Genomic DNA, 16,141 nt, shown 5'->3' on the forward strand with positions numbered 1-16,141 from the left:
ACTGCTCCCTCGGGTCTTCTTTTTGTCAGGCGTCCAGGCTTTGCTGGAGCAACCCTTTTAGATAGTCGGCCATGACCCCTTGGCCGACATCGTCTGTGATGAGGTCGTTGCGGACCTCGATCATTACATTGCGCAAGCCGTTCGAAAGCCCGTGCAGGATCAGCGTGTGGGTCACGCCATCCTCGGGCCCGTAAGGCTGATTGCGTTCCGTCCTGTAAAGCGGCGCTTCGGCCGCAGCCTCCAGCATGCGATCGGCAAACCGGCTGTCCTCGTCGTGCAATATGCCGAGTTCGACGGCGCGTTCGCGGCCATGATAGACCGGCGTGAAGCTGTGCATGGTCACGATAACGCTGTCCTGCCCCCTTGCCCGGCGATCGCGGATCAGCCCGCGAATGGCGTCGTGGAAGGGCACGTAGAGCGCGTCGGTACGGGCAAGACGCTCTTCGGCGGTCAGATCCTTGTTGCCGGGAATGGCGTAAATCTCACTCGTCTCCGGCATGGCGCCGGGCGAACTGGGCGGCCGATTGCAGTCGTAGATCAACCGTGAGAACCGCTGGTAGACGAGCGTCGCGTCGAGGCCGTCCGATATACCGCGCGCGACTGCGAGAGCCCCCGGATCCCAGGCGATGTGGCTCGAAAGCGCTTCGTCAGGCAAGCCAAGATCGCCGAAAGATGCGGGAAGCGTGTTCGAGGCGTGTTCGCAGACGATCAACACCGGGCTCCGGCCGTCGATGCGCTCGATCCCGACGCAGTCGCCGTCCGCTTCGCTGAGGATTTTCGGCCGGGCCAGCACCAAAGGCGCCACTCCTTATCCATTAATAAAATATTTATAGAAAAGAATTCTTCAGGTTTCGGTCAGTGTCAAGCGCCCTCTGAAAATTTCTTTTCATGACAGCAGTTGACATGGATTATGACAGCGTTGTTAACTTTGGTTGGGAAAGTGGCGCCAGACCATCCCGGGGAGCATTGAAGTGACAGTTGCGTCGAAGACGGTTTCGGACGTCATACACTCGCATTTCGGGGTCTTGACGCGTGCCGAGAAACAATTGGCCGAAAGCCTTCTCGACAACTATCCGGTTTCCGGTCTCGGCAGCATCACGACGATCGCCGAGAATGCCGGCGTTTCCACGCCGACCGTCGTGCGCATGGTGCAGAAGCTCGGTTTCAAGGGTTATCCGGACTTTCAGGCGCATCTGCATCTGGAGGTGGAGGCGACGATCTCCAACCCGATCGCCAAGCACGACCGCTGGGCCCAGAACGCGCCTGGCACCCATATCCTCAACCGTTTCGCCGATGCCATCATGGGCAATCTGCGCCAGACATTGACCGATCTCGACACCGCGACCTTCGACAGCGTCGCCTCGCTGCTGTCCGATCGCAAGCGCGGTCTCTATTTTGTCGGCGGCCGCATCACCGGCGCACTTGCCGAGTATTTCTTCACCCACATGCAGGTGATTCGACCGGCGACGACACTGCTGTCGTCGAACTCCAGCAGCTGGCCGCAATATGCCCTCAACATGAATGCCGGCGACATCCTGATCATCTTCGACATCCGCCGCTACGAGCAGGAGATGGTGAGCCTTGCCACTGCCGCCCGCAAACGCGGCGCAGAAATCGTCGTCTTCACCGACCAGTGGAGCTCGCCCGCCGCCAAGCTCGCCCGGCATGCCTTCCGCGTCCGGATCGAGGCGCCATCAGCTTGGGATTCCTCCGTCGTCACCCTCTTCATCGTCGAAGCGCTCATCGAGGCCGTTCAGAATTCCACTTGGGACGAGACGAAGGAGCGCATGAAGACGCTTGAGGGCTTGTTCGAGCAGACCAAACTTTTCCGCAAACCGGGTTAGGAGGGACAAGACAAACAGAGGGGAAACAAGGACGGATTTTCGCGGAAACAGGTAGTGCCGTCGCAAATAAAACACGTGTCGCAAACGCCTGCTATTCATAGCAAAGTTAACGTCATCCAGCCGTCACACAAGCTTCATGTAAGCTGATTAACAGCATCGCCAGACACTGAAAACCCGAAGGAGAACAACAGTGATCTCTAACATTTCTCGACTTCTGTCGCTCTCTACTGCGATGATCGTGGCTTCGACCGCGATTGCCGCCGCCGAGCCGAGCGCTGAACTTATCGCCGCCGCCAAGAAGGAAGGCACGCTGACGACGATCGCTCTTCCGCACGACTGGTGCGGCTATGGCGACGTCATTGCCGGCTTCAAGGCCAAGTATGGTCTCGAGGTCAACGAACTGAACCCGGATGCGGGTTCGGGTGATGAAGTCGAAGCCATCAAGGCCAACAAGGGCAATACCGGCCCGCAGGCGCCTGACGTCATCGACGTCGGCCTCTCCTTCGGTCCGTCCGCCAAGAAGGACGGACTGATTCAGCCTTACAAGGTTTCCACCTGGGACTCGATCCCGGATACGGCCAAGGATCCCGAAGGCTATTGGTATGGCGACTATTACGGCGTTCTCTCGTTCCTCGTGAACAAGGATCTCGTCAAGGAATCGCCGGTCGACTGGGCCGACCTGAAGAAGAGCGACTACGCAAACACCGTCGCTCTCGCAGGCGATCCGCGCACCGCCAACCAGGCTGTCCAGGGCGTTTATGCCGCTGGTCTTTCCGCATCCGGCGGTGACGCGGCCAAGGCAGGCGAAGAAGGCCTGAAGTTCTTTGCCGAACTCAACAAGGCCGGCAATTTCGTGCCTGTCGTCGGCAAGGCGGCTCCGTTCGCTCAGGGCTCAACGCCGATCATCGTTGCTTGGGACTACAACGCCCTGTCCTGGGGCCAGAGCCTCAAGGGCAATCCTCCGTTCGAGGTTGTCGTTCCGAAAACGGGCGTCGTTGCCGGTGTCTACGTCCAGGCGATTTCAGCCTTCGCTCCGCATCCGAACGCTGCCAAGCTCTGGATGGAATACCTCTATTCCGACGAAGGTCAGCTCGGCTGGCTGAAGGGCTATTGCCACCCGATCCGCTTCAACGATCTTGCCAAGAACAACAAGATCCCGAAGGACCTCCTCGACAAGCTGCCGCCGGCAGCAGCCTATGAAAAGGCCGTCTTCCCGACGCTCGAAGAGCAGGCCGCCGGCAAGGAAGCCATCACCAAGAACTGGGATTCCGTCGTCGGCGCCAGCGTCAAGTAATATCCGATCCTGCCTCCCCGCCGCAAAGGCGGGGAGGTTCTCTCACTCCGACGCCCCAGGATAAGCCTTTTCCATGAGCACGGTTTCAACGCCTATGGTGAGCAGCGCCCCCTTGATCAACAGAGATCGCGTGATCGACTGGCTGGGCATTGCACCCTTCATTATCTTCTCCCTGCTGTTCCTGATCATCCCCACGCTTTATCTTGTGGCGGGCGCGTTCCTGACCCCCGAGGGCGACCTCACGCTGAAGAATATCGGCGATCTCTTTACCCCCTCGATCATCAGCGCCTACTGGATCAGTATCCGCGTCTCGGTGGCGTCGGCTCTCGGCGGTGCGTTGATCGGTTTCTTTCTCGCCTGGGCCGTCGTGCTCGGTGGCCTGCCCGCCTCCGTCCGCTCGACGCTTCTGACCTTCTCCGGCGTCGCCTCGAATTTCGCCGGCGTCCCGCTCGCCTTCGCCTTTCTGGCAACGCTCGGCCGCACCGGCCTCGTGACAGTCTTCCTGCGCGAATGGTTCGATTTCAACCTTTACAGCACCGGTTTCAACCTGCTGTCCTTCCTCGGCCTCACCATCACCTACATGTATTTCCAGATCCCGCTGATGGTGCTGATCCTGACGCCTGCGCTCGACGGCATGAAGAAGGAATGGCGCGAAGCCTCGCAAATCCTCGGCGCCACCAACCGCCAGTACTGGACGATGGTTGCGCTGCCGATCCTCTGGCCGAGCCTGCTCGGCACGACGCTGCTGCTCTTCGCCAATGCCTTCGGCGCCATCGCCACCGCCTTCGCGCTGACCGGCAGTTCGCTGAACATCGTGCCGATCCTGCTTTATGCGCAGATCCGCGGCGACGTTCTGCACAATGCCAACCTCGGTTACGCCATCGCGCTCGGAATGATCGTCATAACCGGCGTCTCCAATGTCCTGTACCTCATGCTGCGCATGCGCGCCGAACGGTGGCAGAAATGAAAGCGCAACGTCTCGGAGCCTGGATCGCCATCATCCTGGGCGCGTCCTATTTCATCATTCCGCTAATCGGTACCATTGAATTTTCGCTGCGCATGCGCCGCGGTGAATACAGCCTCGATGCCTATCAGTCGGTCTTCTCAGATGCCCAGTTCCGCGAGACCTTCGGCTATTCCATGATGATGGCGCTTCTGACCATCGTCTTCGGCATGCTGCTCGTCGTGCCGACGGCCTACTGGGTGCGGCTGCGGTTGCCGCAGATGCGCCCGGTCGTCGAATTCATCACGCTGCTGCCGCTGGTCATTCCGGCAATCGTCATCGTCTTCGGTTATCTCAGGATGTACAATTCGTCTTCCTACCTGCCGCTGACGGGTTCGACGACCGGCACCAACATCCTGCTGGTTTTCTCCTACATCACCCTGTCTCTGCCCTATATGTACCGCGCCGTCGATACCGCCATGCGCGCCATCGACGTCCGCACCCTGACGGAAGCGGCCGAGAGCCTCGGCGCTCGCTGGACGACGATCATGTTCAGGTGCATTTTCCCGAACGTCATGAGCGGCGTGCTGTCGGGCGCCTTCATCACGCTGGCGATCGTCATGGGCGAATTCACCTTCGCCGCCCTGCTCAACCGCCCGGCCTTCGGCCCCTACCTGCAGCTTGTCGGCGCCAACAAGGCCTATGAGCCATCGGCACTCGCCGTCATCGCCTTCTCGATCACCTGGCTCAGCATGGGCCTGCTCAACCTCGTTTCCCGCTTCGGCAAAGCCCGCCCGGCAAAGGCTTAAGGTAACTGGCTCATGTCCTTTCTCACACTGAACAACATTCAAAAATCCTTCGGCCCGGTGCAGGTCGTCAAAAACTTCAACATGAATATCGAGAAGGGGGAGTTCATCTCCTTTCTCGGGCCATCGGGCTGCGGCAAGACGACCGTTCTGCGCATGATTGCCGGCTTCGAAACCCCGACCGGCGGCACGCTGACCATCAACGGCAAGGACCAGAGCGCGCTGAAGCCGAACCAGCGCAACATCGGCATGGTCTTCCAGGCTTATGCGCTGTTTCCCAACATGACGGTGCACGACAATGTCGCCTTCGGCCTCAAGGTCGCCGGTGCCCCAAAGCCCGAGATCGATGCCCGCGTCAAGGAAATGCTCGGCTTGATCAAGCTCGATCACCTGGCCGACCGGTTCCCCTACCAGCTGTCGGGCGGCCAGCAGCAGCGTGTCGCGCTTGCCCGCGCGCTCGCCGTCAAGCCGCAGGTGCTGCTGCTCGACGAGCCGCTGTCGGCACTCGACGCCAAGATCCGCGTGTCGCTGCGCGAGGAAATCCGCGCGATCCAGCAGCAGCTCGGTATTACCACGGTTTTCGTCACCCACGACCAGGAAGAGGCGCTGTCGATCTCCGACCGCATCGTCGTCATGAATGCCGGCAAGGCCGACCAGATCGGTTCGCCCTTCGAGATCTACAACACGCCGGCAACGCGCTTCGTCGCCTCGTTCGTCGGCACGCTGAACCTCATCGAAGCCAAGGTCGTCGATCCCGACGCCAACCGCATCCAGATCGGCGATCAGGCCATCACGCTGAAGCAGTCGGTCGCAGCCCACAATGCCGGCGAGACAATCTCGCTGGCGCTGCGCCCTGAAGCAGGCTCGCTCTCCGACAGCGTCAGAAGCGATACCGCGCTCACCGGTCAGGTCGTCTCGGCCCACTTCCTGGGGTCGGTCATCCGCACCCGCATGAATGTCGGCGGCAACGTCATCTCCTTCGACATGTTCAATAGCCCAGGCGTCACCCCGCCTCAGGCCGGAGAAACCGTGACGCTGCGCTTCATGGCGGCCGATTTGCTGGTCATCCGCGACTGAGTTTGAAAAGCCACTCACGCAAAAGGCGCCGTAAAACGGCGCCTTTTGCATTACTTAACGGCATCCCCGTCTCTTTAGAGATCCATGGGCCAAGTGTCGGAGAGGCGATAGCCGGCCTGGAACGGATCGGCCGGATCGACCATGACCTGCTTCGTGCCGATGACCCATGCACGACCCGAGATGATCGGGATGATGCCGGGCTTGCCGTTGATGTCGACTTCGCTATCGATGCTGCAGTGGAACTCCGTGTCCAGCAGCGAGGTGCCTACGAATTTTTCGCCTGCCTTCATCTGACCCTTTGCGTGAAGCACGGCCATGCGCGCCGAACATCCCGTGCCGCAGGGAGAACGGTCTATTTTGCCCGGACGGATGGCGACCGCGTTCTTACCCCAGAACACGCCATCCCTCTTTTCGGCCGGATCGGTGATCTGGCAGAAGGAGATGTGGCCCCAATCATTGCCCGGGTGCTTGAAGCCGAGCTGCTCGTTGGCGGCTTCGGTGATTTTGACTCCCATGCGGGCGATATCGCGCGCGTGATCCGGTCGAAGGCTGAGCCCGATCGAAGCCGCGTCGACGATGACGAAGCTGTCGCCGCCATAGGCCGTGTCGACCGTGACCGTGCCGATACCTTCGACCTCAATCCTGGCATCGAGCTTGTCGGCAAAAGAAGGGACGTTACGGACGCGGATGCGTTCGGCCTTGCCGTTGCGGCACTCGGCTTCGACCTCGATCAGGCCGCCCGGCGGTTCGAGGATCATGCGGGTGATGGGTTCCTGCATCGGAATGATGCCCGTATCGAGCAGCACTGTTGACACGCACATGGAGTTTGAACCGGACATCGGAGGCGTGTCGGCCGGCTCCATGATGATCCAGCCCATTTGCGCCTTGGGGTTCTTCGGCGGGACGAGCAGGTTGACGTGGCGGAACACGCCACCGCGAGGTTCGTTCAATACGAAATTTCTCAGCGTCTCATCCTCGGCAATCCAGCGCGACTGCTCCCACACCGTTGCGCCGGGAGGCGGCGCGACGCCGCCAACGATGACGTCGCCGACCTCACCTTCCGCATGGCAGCTGACGATATGCACGATCTTGGATGTACGCATTTGATGTTCCCCGCACCTGTTCTTCGAAGCTGGAGCAGTCCGACAAAACCGTACAGCAATCTTGCGGCCGAAATTGCGGGAAAGCAAAGCTGGGGACGCCACACTCTTGAGCTTGGAATAACGTATACGATCTACGATATCGGAGTCAAGTGAGAGCCGCCTCAGGGCGACGCGGAACGCGAGCAGAAAGGAAATTGTTCTGCGGTAAGCAGCGGCGACGATATTCCGGCGGCGCAGCGAAGGTATGATCCTGACCATCACCGGCCAGGTCGTCTCGGCCCATTTCCTGGAGTCGGTCATCCGCACCCGCATGAACGTCGGCGGCAACGTCATCTCCTTCGACATGTTCAATAGCCCGGCGTCACCCCGCCGCAGGCCGGCGAAACGGTGACCCTGCGGTTCATGGCGGCCGATCTTCTGGTCATCCGCGACTAAGTTTGACAAGCCACTCATGAAAAAGGCGCCAAAACGGCGCCTTTTTCAGTTCGACCGGCCGAACTGTCAGCAAACGTGATGCAGCCATCACTACAATGCGCTTGAACTCTCCCAGCTCGGTGCCAGAAGTTGCGCAAACCAAATGAGCCGGGGCAGTACTTCGCCCGGCGTTTCAAGCGATGGGATATGTCAATGATTACCTGCCACCTGCGTTATCTGATCGATCCGTACAAGCTTGCCGAATTCGAGGAATATGCCCGGCTCTGGATTCCGATCGTCAACAGGATGGGCGGCACCCATCACGGTTATTTCCTGCCATCCGAAGGCGCCAACAACATTGCCATTGCGCTGTTTTCATTCCCGAGCCTTGCCGCCTACGAGGACTATCGCACACGGATGGCAAGCGATCCGGAATGTCAGGCCGCTTTCGAACTCGACAAACGCAACCGCAGTATCGTCAGCTATGAACGGAGTTTCATGCGACCCGTCCTCGGCTGATCGAGCCCGCGCGCCGACTGAAAGCGAAAAGTCCCGCGCGCTGGCAGGGCTTTTCCTTCTGTCATGCGCTCAGCGGATCGCCTGGTCGTCCACATCGAAGCGGTGCACACGGGCCTGATCCGGCGTCGCATAAACGATTTCATCAGGTTCATATTGGTGTTCGCCGAACAGACGTGCCGTCAGCAGGCCGCATTGGTCGGATTCCAGATAGATGATCGTGTCGGCGCCGAGATGTTCGACATGTACGACCTTCGCTGCCCAAGTCCCCTGTTCGCGCGACAGCGTCATATGTTCGGGACGCACGCCGATCGTCTTGGCGCTGTGATCGCCGACCTTCTCGGCCGCGATGAAATTCATCTGCGGCGAACCGATGAAGCCGGCGACGAAGACATTGGCGGGACGGTTGTAAAGTTCCATCGGCGAGCCGATCTGTTCGATCGCGCCGGCATTCAGCACCACGATCTTGTCGGCGAGCGTCATCGCCTCAACCTGGTCGTGGGTGACATAGATCATCGTCGCCTTCAGGCTGCGGTGCAGCCGGGCGATTTCGAGGCGGGTCTGGACACGCAGCGCCGCATCGAGGTTCGACAGCGGTTCGTCGAACAGGAAGAGTTCCGGCTCGCGCACGATGGCGCGACCGATCGCGACGCGCTGGCGCTGGCCACCTGATAGTTCGGCCGGCCGTCGCGCCAGATAGGGGGCGAGCGACAGCATGCCCGATGCCTTGCCGACTCGGCTGTCGATCTCGTCTTTGGCGGTGCCGGCCTGCTTGAGGCCGAGCCCCATATTGTCCTTGACCGTCAGGTGCGGATAGAGCGCATAGGACTGGAACACCATGGCGATGCCGCGCTTGGCCGGCGGCGTCAGTGTCTCGTCGCGGCCGTTGATGACGACGGCGCCCGAGGTAACGTCCTCGAGGCCGGCAATGCTGCGCAACAGCGTCGACTTCCCGCAGCCCGACGGCCCGACGAAAATGACGAATTCGCCATCCCTCACCTCGAGGTCGATGCCTTTCAGCACCTCATGCGTGCCATAGGTCTTGCGGATGGATTTGAGTTGAAGCGATCCCACTGATTTTTCCTTACAATCTGATCGGCTGGCCGGTACGCACGCTTTCGTCGGCGGCAAGGCAGATGCGCAGCGACGCCACCGCATCCGCCATATGGCGATCGAGGTCGAGATCCTCGCGGATCGCCCTCAGCACGAAGGCCTGTTCCAGGTCGCAAAGTTCCTGATGACCGGGCTCGCCCGTCATCGTCATGTCCTGGTCGGGCCGGATGAATTTGCCGTCCGGGCCGGTATCCGCCGTATGCAGACGGATCACCGAAGTCTTGGTGTGCGTATCGATATCATCGGACTTGGCGTTCGGATCCATGACGATCGACACCGCGCCCTTCGGCGACATCACATCCTTCACGAAGAAGGCGGTCTCCGAAATCATCGGTCCCCAGCCGGCCTCGTACCAGCCGACCGAACCATCCTCGAAGAGCACCTGCAGCTGGCCGTAATTATACATGTCGGCGGCGATCTCGTCGGACAGCCGCAGCCCCATGCCGCGCACCTCGACGGCTCTCGCATCGGTGATCTGGCACATGACGTCGACATAATGCACGCCGCAATCGACGATCGGCGAGGTCGTGCGCATCAGCGACTTGTGCGTCGCCCAGGTCGGGCCGCTGGATTGCTGGTTGAGGTTCATGCGGAAGACATAAGGCGGGCCGAGTTTGCGCGCCTCTTCGATCAGCCTCGTCCAGGACGGGTGATGGCGAAGGATATAACCGATCACCAGCTTGCGCCCCGCCTTTTTCGCTGCCGCAACAACCCGCTCGGCATCGGCGACGGTGGTCGCCAGCGGCTTTTCGACGAAAACGTCGCAGCCGGCCTCGAAGGCGGCGACCGCAAAATCGGCATGGCTGTCGGAATAAGTATTGATCGAGCAGAGATCCGGCTTCAGCTCGGCGAGCGCCGTCGTGAAGTCGGGATGGATCTTGTAACCCTGCAGCTCGGGCTCCAGCTTTGGCGTTGAACGATTGACGAGACCGACAATCTCGAAACTCGGATTGTTGTGATAGGCGAGCGCATGGCTGCGGCCCATATTGCCGAGGCCGGCAACGAGGACGCGGATCGGTTTATCCTGGCTCATTTGACGGCTCCTGACGTGATGCCGCGGATCAGCTGCCGCGAGAAGATGACGTAGAGGATGAGGATCGGCAGGATCGCCAGCGACAGCGCCGCCAGCACCGCATTCCAGTTGGTGACGAACTGGCCGATGAAGATCTGCGAGCCGAGCGTCACCGTCTTGGTGGCCTCGGAGGGCGCGAGGATCAGCGGGAACCAGAGATCGTTCCAGATCGGGATCATGGTGAAGACGGCGACTGTCGCCATGGCGGGGCGCACCAGCGGCAGCACCAGGCGAAAGAAGATCGCATATTCGGAAAGTCCGTCGATTCGCCCGGCATTCTTGAGATCGTCCGAAACCGTGCGCATGAATTCCGACAGGATGAAAATCGCCAGCGGTATGCCCTGTGCGGTATAGACGAGGACCAGCGCCGTCAGCGTGTTGACGAGACCTGCCGCCACCATGCCCTGCAGGATCGCAACCGTGCCGAGACGGATCGGGATCATGATGCCGATCGCCATATAGAGCCCGAGCAGCGTATTGCCGCGGAAGCGGTATTCCGAAAGCGCGAAGGCCGCCATGGCGCCGAAAAGCAGCACCAGCAGGATCGAGACGATCGTCACGATGAAGCTGTTCTGGAAATAGGTGGCGAAATCGCCCTGCCCCAACACCGTCTGATAGCCGACGAGGCTGAAGGTCGACGGCGTCGGCACCATCAGCGGCTCGCGGAAGATCGAGGCGCGATCCTTGAATGAGTTGACCACGGTCAGGAAAACCGGAAACAGCGCGACCAGCGTATAGGCGCCGAGCGCCAGATGCACGAGGCCGGTGCGGATGGGAGATGTGCGTGCCTTGGACATGCGCGCTCCTCAGAACTGGTAGCGACGCATGCGCCGCTGGATGACGAAGAGATAGAGCGAGACGCCGGCGAGGATGATGAGGAACATCACCGTGGCGATCGTCGCGCCCATCGAGCGGTCGCCGAGCTGCAACTGGAAACCGAAGAAGGTGCGGTAGAGCAGCGTGCCGAGAATATCGGTCGACATATCAGGGCCGGCAAGCGCACCTTGAACGGTATAGATCAGGTCGAAAGCGTTGAAATTGCCGACGAAGGTCAGGATCGAGATGATGCCGATCGCCGGCAGGATGAGCGGCAGCTTGATCTTCCAGAACTGCGCCCAGCCGGTGATGCCGTCGCATTCGGCCGCCTCGATCACCTCTTCGGGAATGCTGAGCAGCGCCGCATAGATCAGCATCATCGGAATTCCGATATATTGCCAGTTGGAGATCAGCGACACCGCGATCAGCGCCGAGCCGGGCTTGCCGAGCCAGGGCGCGAACAGGAATTTCAACCCGATGAGATCGAGCATCCAGGGCGCCACACCCCAGATCGGCGAAAGGATCAGTTTCCAGATGAAGCCGACGATGACGAAAGAGAGCAGCGTCGGCAGGAATATCGCCGTGCGGTAAAAGGCGACGCCGCGCAGCTTCGGCACCGAAAGCAGGGCGGCAAGCGCAATACCGATCGGGTTTTGTACGCACATGTGGATGGCGAAGAAGACCAGGTTGTTGACCAGCGCGTTCCAGAAATCATGCGCCCAGCGTGGATCGCCGAACAGCACCTTGAAATTGGCAAAGCCCACGAAGGCCGGCTGCCCGTCGACAATATTGTAGAGCGAAAGCCTGAGCGTTTCGATCAGCGGCAGCACCATGACGGCGGAGTAGACGATCACCGCCGGCAGCATGAAAACGAAGATGTGCCAGCGTACCGGGCGCTTGATCGGGACGATATCGGCCGCGTTGTCGGTTGGGCTCATGGCTTTTGCCTGTTCTAGTCACTGGCCGCAAGCTTGCGTGCACAGGTGGAAAACGTTGCGCCTCACCCGAACTCTCTGCCACCTGGGAAGAGAGGCAACGCCCTGCTGGGATGCCATCGGACCGAGAGGTCGCTGCGAGTCTCCTTCTCCCCGCGAGCGGGGAGAAGGTGGCCGGCAGGCCGGATGAGGGGCAGCACACGCCGCCCCTCATCACATCACTTCGCCGGCTTGTACCAGCTGTCGAGACCCTTCTGGAGCTTTTCGGCAGCGACCTGCGGCGTATCGGTGCCGTTGATCACGTTGGCCGATTCCACCCAGGTCTCGTTTTCGAGATTCGGCGTGCCGCGCGACAGGATCTGATAGGTCGAGCGCACGGTCGACTTGTACGGGCCGCGCCAGGAAACGAATTCCTGAGCAAGCGGATCGGACATCTTGACCGGGTTGGAGTTCAGGCTGAAGAAGCCCGGCAGCGCGTTGGCGTAGATATCGGCAAACTCGGGCGAAGCGACCCAGCTGAGGAATTTCTTGGCTTCCTCGGCATGCGTGCTCTTCGCGTTCAAGGCGACGCCGATATCGGGATGGTCGGAGATGTAGCCCGTGTCGCCGGCCTTCGGAACCGGCGGCGGGAAGGCGCCCATCTTGAACTGCGCCTGCGTGTTGAAGAGCGCGATTTCCCAGGAACCGGCCGGATAGATCGCGGCGCGGCCGAGCGTGAAGAGGTTCTGGCTGTCCGAATAGGTCTGGGCTTCGAAACCGTCGCCGAGATAAGGCTTCCACTTGGCAAGCTCCTCGTAGGGCTTGACCCAGTCGGCATCCGTCAGCTTCTGCTTGCCGGAGATCAGGGCGGCGCGGCCGTCCTCACCCTTCCAGTAGTTCGGGCCGATGTTCTGGTAGCCCATGGTGGCGGCTTCCCAGAGATCCTTCGTACCCATGGCGAGCGGGATATAGGTCCCGTCGGCTTTGATCTTGTCGAGCGCCGCGTAGAATTCGTCCTGCGTCTTCGGCACGGAGATGCCGAGCTTGTCGAAGGCATCCTTGTTGTAGATGAAGCCGTGGATGACCGAAGCCATCGGCACGCAGAAGGTCGACTTGCCGTCGTCTGTCGTCCAGGCGGCCTTGGCGACCGGCGAGAAGTTCTCCATACCCGGCAGGCTGGTGATGTCGACGAGCTGCTTCTTGTTGAAGAGTTCGAGCGAAGCGTCGAACGGACGGCAGGTGATGATGTCGCCAGCGGAACCGGCATCGAGCTTGGCGTTCAGCGACGCGTTGTATTCGGTCGGCGCGGTCGGCGAGAAGACGATCTTGATGCCCGGGTTCTTGGCTTCGAAGGCCGGGATGATCTTTTCCTGCCAGATCTGCAGGTCGTCGTTACGCCAGCTTTCCACAGTCAGCGTGACGTCGGCGGCATGGACGAGACCTGCCGACGTCAGCAGACTGGAGGCAAGCAGAAAGCTTTTCAGAGCAGTGTTTTTCATTTCCCTCTCCTGTGTTTTGAGCGCCACAAGGCGCTGTTTTCGATCTGAAACAAGCGTTGGCGTGCCTGAGGAAACACCCAATGCCCCTTGGAGGACCGCCAACAACTGCCGGTCCCGAAAGCTCGATGACCGCGAAGGCAGATTGCCTGCGGCCGGGCCGCCTCCCGGTGACGTGCATCGGGCGCGGCAAACGATGGAAAGGCCGATGGATACCTGAACTTCACCCCCAGCCTGACGGGCCGGCGGGCTGTTTCTCGATCATCCTCGAAGCGGCTCCGGCTTGGCTTGGCTGCCGGTTTTCGTGGGCCTCGATGCGCTGTTCCCTTTTGCCGAATTAAGGCCAAAAAAATACCAATTGTCCAGCCGATTTTAACTTTTTAGCCTCCGAAAATTCATTTAAAAATTTTATTTAACAAAATCAATATGATAAAAAGATTGATTTTCTCCGTCATTCCCACTTGGTAAATGGTATTTTTTTGGTATTGTAATAAAAACCATGGGGAACGGCGTATTCGGAGGCCCGATGACAGAGCTTGCAATCGGCATAGACGGCGGCGGAACGAGCTGCCGGGCAGCGGTCGCGGATAGAAACGGCAACATCATCGGCCGCGGCAAATCAGGCCCTGCCAACATCCTGTCGGATCTGGAAAACTCGCTTCTCAACATCGTCGAATCCGCCCGACAGGCGCTGCGCGATGCGGGGCTCGATGCTGAAGCCGTTTCCTCCGTTGCCTCAGTCGTCGGCGTCGCCGGCGCCAATGTCGGCGATAACGGCCAGCGAATCGAAAAGGCCCTGCCCTTTGCCGAAGGCCTAGTTGTCACCGATGCGCTGATTGCCCTGCAGGGCGCACTCGGCGATGCCGACGGCATCGTCGGCGCCTTCGGCACCGGCTCGGTCTATAATGCCCGCAGGAACGGCCGGCTGAACGGCATCGGCGGCTGGGGCTTTATCGTCGGCGACCAGGCAAGCGGCGCCCGCCTCGGCCGCGACCTGATGGAGCGATCGCTGCTCGCCCATGACGGCGTACGCCCGGCTTCATCAATCACCGAAGCGATCCTGGCCGAATACGGCAACGATCCTGAACGCATCGTTGAATTTGCCCATTCGGCAAGACCGACGGATTTTGCCCGCTACGCGCCTGTCGTCTTCGAACATGCGGCCAAGGGTGATGCTGTCGCGGCCGGCATTGTCAGGGATGCGGCAACGGCGATCGGCGAAAGCCTTGACGCGCTGCTCTGGCCGGAATGCCCGTCGATCTGCCTGCTCGGCGGGCTTGCGGAAGCCTATGCGCCGTGGCTTTCCGAACGCTATAACTCACGACTCGTCAGGCCGAAGGGCGATGCGCTACAGGGTGCAGTCGAACTTGCGGTGAAACTCCTCAACAACGGGCAGAGAGGTGCGGCATGACCGACGACCTCGCCACTCTCCTGTCCCTGCAGCGCCTGCAGGCCGCCGGCACCGGCCCGCTCTATGTCAAGCTGCGCCGCACGCTCGAAGAGGCGGTGCGCACCGGCACGCTCGGTCACGGCGATGCGCTGCCGCCGGAACGCGACATCGCCGAATTTGCCGCCGTCAGCCGCGTCACCGTGCGCAAGGCAATCGATGAGCTGGTCGCCGACGGCCTGCTGGTGCGCCGCCACGGCTCCGGCACCTTCGTCGCCAAGCCGGTCTCGAAGGTCGAGCAGCGCCTGTCGCAGCTCACCTCCTTCACCGAGGATATGGCGCGCCGCGGCATGTCTTCCCGCTCCGAGTGGCTGCATAAGGGCGTCCACACCCCCTCGCCCGATGAGATGATGATTCTCGGCCTCGGCACCGACGTGAAGGTTTCGCGCCTCTCGCGCCTGCGCATTGCCGACGACCAGCCGCTGGCAATCGAGAACGCCAGCGTCTCCGGCGAATTCCTGCCCGATCCCTCAGTCGTCACCAATTCGCTTTACGCCGAACTCGAACGCCTCCAGGTCCGCCCCGTGCGCGCCGTGCAGCGCATCTCGGCGACCAATATGAAGGAAGCCGACGCCCAGCTTCTCGGCGTCTCCGTCGGCGCCGCCGGATTGTCGATCGAGCGCATCTCCTATCTCGGCTCCGGCCGCGCCGTCGAATTCACCCGCTCGCTCTATCGCGGCGACGCCTATGATTTCGTCGCGGAGTTGACGATCGGGGTGACCTGATGGCTTGAGCCTATGCGAATTATACGTTTAATTTGGATGTCGAAGGCTGGAAACCTATCATGGCTCAGACCACGTCTCTGGAATTTCAGCGTCAGGCACGGCATGAGCCCATCGAGATCACCTGTCATGGCCGCCGCGAATTCGTGCTGATGTCGGCCGAGCAATATGATTGGCTGAAAGCCGCCTCGCAACGAGCGCACAAAACCGTCGACGCCTTGCCCGTCGTCATCGATGCCGTCGAGAAAGCTGAGATGGATGCCGCAAACTCGTCAGCGAACTGCTGAAATAAAGCGTTGTCGAGCAGAAGCGAATTCACTCACTCCCCTTCCAGACCGCGAGTTCGCCTTCGTTCATAGGCGCGAAAAAGTCCGGTCCATTTCCGGTGACTTGGCCCTCGAGCAGACCGATTTTGAAGGAAGACCGTCCAATCGGAATGATCTTCACCACGGGTTTGCGCCCCCTGGCGATCACCACGTCCTCACCGGAAAGAGCAGCATTGATCAATTTCGATAGCTTGGCCTTTGCGGCCCGGATGGTCACTTGCATGGCGGCCTCATTTGC

Annotated in this window: 17 protein-coding genes and 1 pseudogene; 10 read left to right on the forward strand and 8 right to left on the reverse strand. The window is 60.5% G+C overall.

What is annotated here, in order from left to right:
• Window positions 1–25: 25 nt before the first annotated feature.
• Entirely contained in the window at window positions 26–796 is a 771-nt protein-coding gene (locus BBJ66_RS14115; RefSeq protein WP_049733681.1) for an N-formylglutamate amidohydrolase, read from the reverse strand.
• 175 nt (window positions 797–971) lie between these two features.
• Here BBJ66_RS14115 and BBJ66_RS14120 point away from each other — a divergent pair, with 175 nt between their 5' ends.
• The 5 genes from BBJ66_RS14120 to BBJ66_RS14140 all read left to right on the forward strand — a co-directional run bounded on the left by BBJ66_RS14120 (window position 972) and on the right by BBJ66_RS14140 (window position 5,964).
• A complete protein-coding gene (locus BBJ66_RS14120) occupies window positions 972–1,844 on the forward strand; it encodes a MurR/RpiR family transcriptional regulator (protein ID WP_049733682.1) in 873 nt (290 codons plus the stop codon).
• A 190-nt stretch (window positions 1,845–2,034) separates the two neighbouring features.
• Window positions 2,035–3,138, forward strand: a complete 1,104-nt coding sequence (locus BBJ66_RS14125; RefSeq protein WP_049733683.1) for an ABC transporter substrate-binding protein — start codon at window positions 2,035–2,037, stop codon at window positions 3,136–3,138.
• A 73-nt stretch (window positions 3,139–3,211) separates the two neighbouring features.
• Window positions 3,212–4,105 carry an ABC transporter permease gene (locus BBJ66_RS14130; RefSeq protein ID WP_049733684.1) on the forward strand — a complete coding sequence of 298 codons (894 nt, stop codon included), beginning with the start codon at window positions 3,212–3,214 and terminating at the stop codon, window positions 4,103–4,105.
• Complete coding sequence (locus tag BBJ66_RS14135) at window positions 4,102–4,890, forward strand: ABC transporter permease (protein ID WP_003593296.1); 789 nt, start codon at window positions 4,102–4,104, stop codon at window positions 4,888–4,890. The genes BBJ66_RS14130 and BBJ66_RS14135 overlap by 4 nt, the downstream gene beginning before the upstream one ends.
• A 12-nt stretch (window positions 4,891–4,902) precedes the next feature.
• Window positions 4,903–5,964, forward strand: coding sequence for an ABC transporter ATP-binding protein (locus BBJ66_RS14140; protein WP_049733685.1), 1,062 nt, complete (start codon window positions 4,903–4,905; stop codon window positions 5,962–5,964).
• Window positions 5,965–6,038: 74 nt separating this feature from the next.
• Here BBJ66_RS14140 and BBJ66_RS14145 read toward each other — a convergent pair whose 3' ends face one another.
• Window positions 6,039–7,067, reverse strand: coding sequence for a trans-3-hydroxy-L-proline dehydratase (locus tag BBJ66_RS14145; RefSeq protein ID WP_071087749.1), 1,029 nt, complete (start codon window positions 7,065–7,067; stop codon window positions 6,039–6,041).
• Window positions 7,068–7,323: 256 nt separating this feature from the next.
• Here BBJ66_RS14145 and BBJ66_RS34150 point away from each other — a divergent pair.
• Both BBJ66_RS34150 and BBJ66_RS14150 read left to right on the forward strand, forming a co-directional pair.
• Window positions 7,324–7,502, forward strand: a pseudogene (locus BBJ66_RS34150) (ABC transporter ATP-binding protein); the annotation flags it as partial.
• Window positions 7,503–7,694: 192 nt separating this feature from the next.
• A complete protein-coding gene (locus tag BBJ66_RS14150; RefSeq protein WP_071087751.1) occupies window positions 7,695–8,000 on the forward strand; it encodes an NIPSNAP family protein in 306 nt (101 codons plus the stop codon).
• A 69-nt stretch (window positions 8,001–8,069) separates the two neighbouring features.
• On the opposite strand, the gene BBJ66_RS14155 is transcribed toward BBJ66_RS14150, so the two are convergent.
• The 5 genes from BBJ66_RS14155 to BBJ66_RS14175 form a co-directional block, all read right to left on the reverse strand.
• Window positions 8,070–9,071, reverse strand: a complete 1,002-nt coding sequence (locus BBJ66_RS14155; protein WP_071087752.1) for an ABC transporter ATP-binding protein — start codon at window positions 9,069–9,071, stop codon at window positions 8,070–8,072.
• A gap of 10 nt (window positions 9,072–9,081) precedes the next feature.
• Window positions 9,082–10,143: a Gfo/Idh/MocA family protein gene (locus BBJ66_RS14160; RefSeq protein WP_071087754.1), complete on the reverse strand. Its 1,062-nt coding sequence runs from the start codon at window positions 10,141–10,143 to the stop codon at window positions 9,082–9,084.
• A complete protein-coding gene (locus tag BBJ66_RS14165) occupies window positions 10,140–10,979 on the reverse strand; it encodes a carbohydrate ABC transporter permease (RefSeq protein WP_064839783.1) in 840 nt (279 codons plus the stop codon). The genes BBJ66_RS14160 and BBJ66_RS14165 overlap by 4 nt, the downstream gene beginning before the upstream one ends.
• Window positions 10,980–10,988: 9 nt before the next feature.
• The gene (locus tag BBJ66_RS14170; RefSeq protein WP_071087756.1) at window positions 10,989–11,936 is read right to left on the reverse strand and encodes a carbohydrate ABC transporter permease; all 948 of its coding nucleotides are present in this window, start codon (window positions 11,934–11,936) and stop codon (window positions 10,989–10,991) included.
• Between the two features lie 215 nt (window positions 11,937–12,151).
• Window positions 12,152–13,411 (reverse strand): ABC transporter substrate-binding protein, encoded by a 1,260-nt coding sequence (locus BBJ66_RS14175; protein ID WP_049733692.1) that lies wholly within the window; start codon window positions 13,409–13,411, stop codon window positions 12,152–12,154.
• Window positions 13,412–13,934: 523 nt separating this feature from the next.
• Between BBJ66_RS14175 and BBJ66_RS14180 the strand changes: the two genes are divergently transcribed.
• Genes BBJ66_RS14180 through BBJ66_RS14190 form a run of 3 tightly spaced genes read left to right on the forward strand, consistent with a single transcriptional unit; the run spans window position 13,935 to window position 15,864 of the window.
• Entirely contained in the window at window positions 13,935–14,819 is an 885-nt protein-coding gene (locus BBJ66_RS14180; RefSeq protein WP_049733693.1) for an N-acetylglucosamine kinase, read from the forward strand.
• Window positions 14,816–15,580, forward strand: coding sequence for a GntR family transcriptional regulator (locus tag BBJ66_RS14185; protein WP_071087758.1), 765 nt, complete (start codon window positions 14,816–14,818; stop codon window positions 15,578–15,580). Before BBJ66_RS14180 ends, BBJ66_RS14185 begins: the two co-directional genes overlap by 4 nt.
• A gap of 59 nt (window positions 15,581–15,639) precedes the next feature.
• Window positions 15,640–15,864, forward strand: a complete 225-nt coding sequence (locus tag BBJ66_RS14190; RefSeq protein WP_071087760.1) for a type II toxin-antitoxin system prevent-host-death family antitoxin — start codon at window positions 15,640–15,642, stop codon at window positions 15,862–15,864.
• A gap of 28 nt (window positions 15,865–15,892) precedes the next feature.
• Here BBJ66_RS14190 and BBJ66_RS14195 read toward each other — a convergent pair whose 3' ends face one another.
• Window positions 15,893–16,126, reverse strand: a complete 234-nt coding sequence (locus BBJ66_RS14195; protein ID WP_071087762.1) for a type II toxin-antitoxin system Phd/YefM family antitoxin — start codon at window positions 16,124–16,126, stop codon at window positions 15,893–15,895.
• Between the last annotated feature and the right edge of the window lie 15 nt (window positions 16,127–16,141).

The sequence above is a fragment of the Rhizobium sp. RSm-3 genome (genome assembly GCF_001854685.1).
GTDB classification, from domain to species: domain Bacteria; phylum Pseudomonadota; class Alphaproteobacteria; order Rhizobiales; family Rhizobiaceae; genus Rhizobium; species Rhizobium ecuadorense.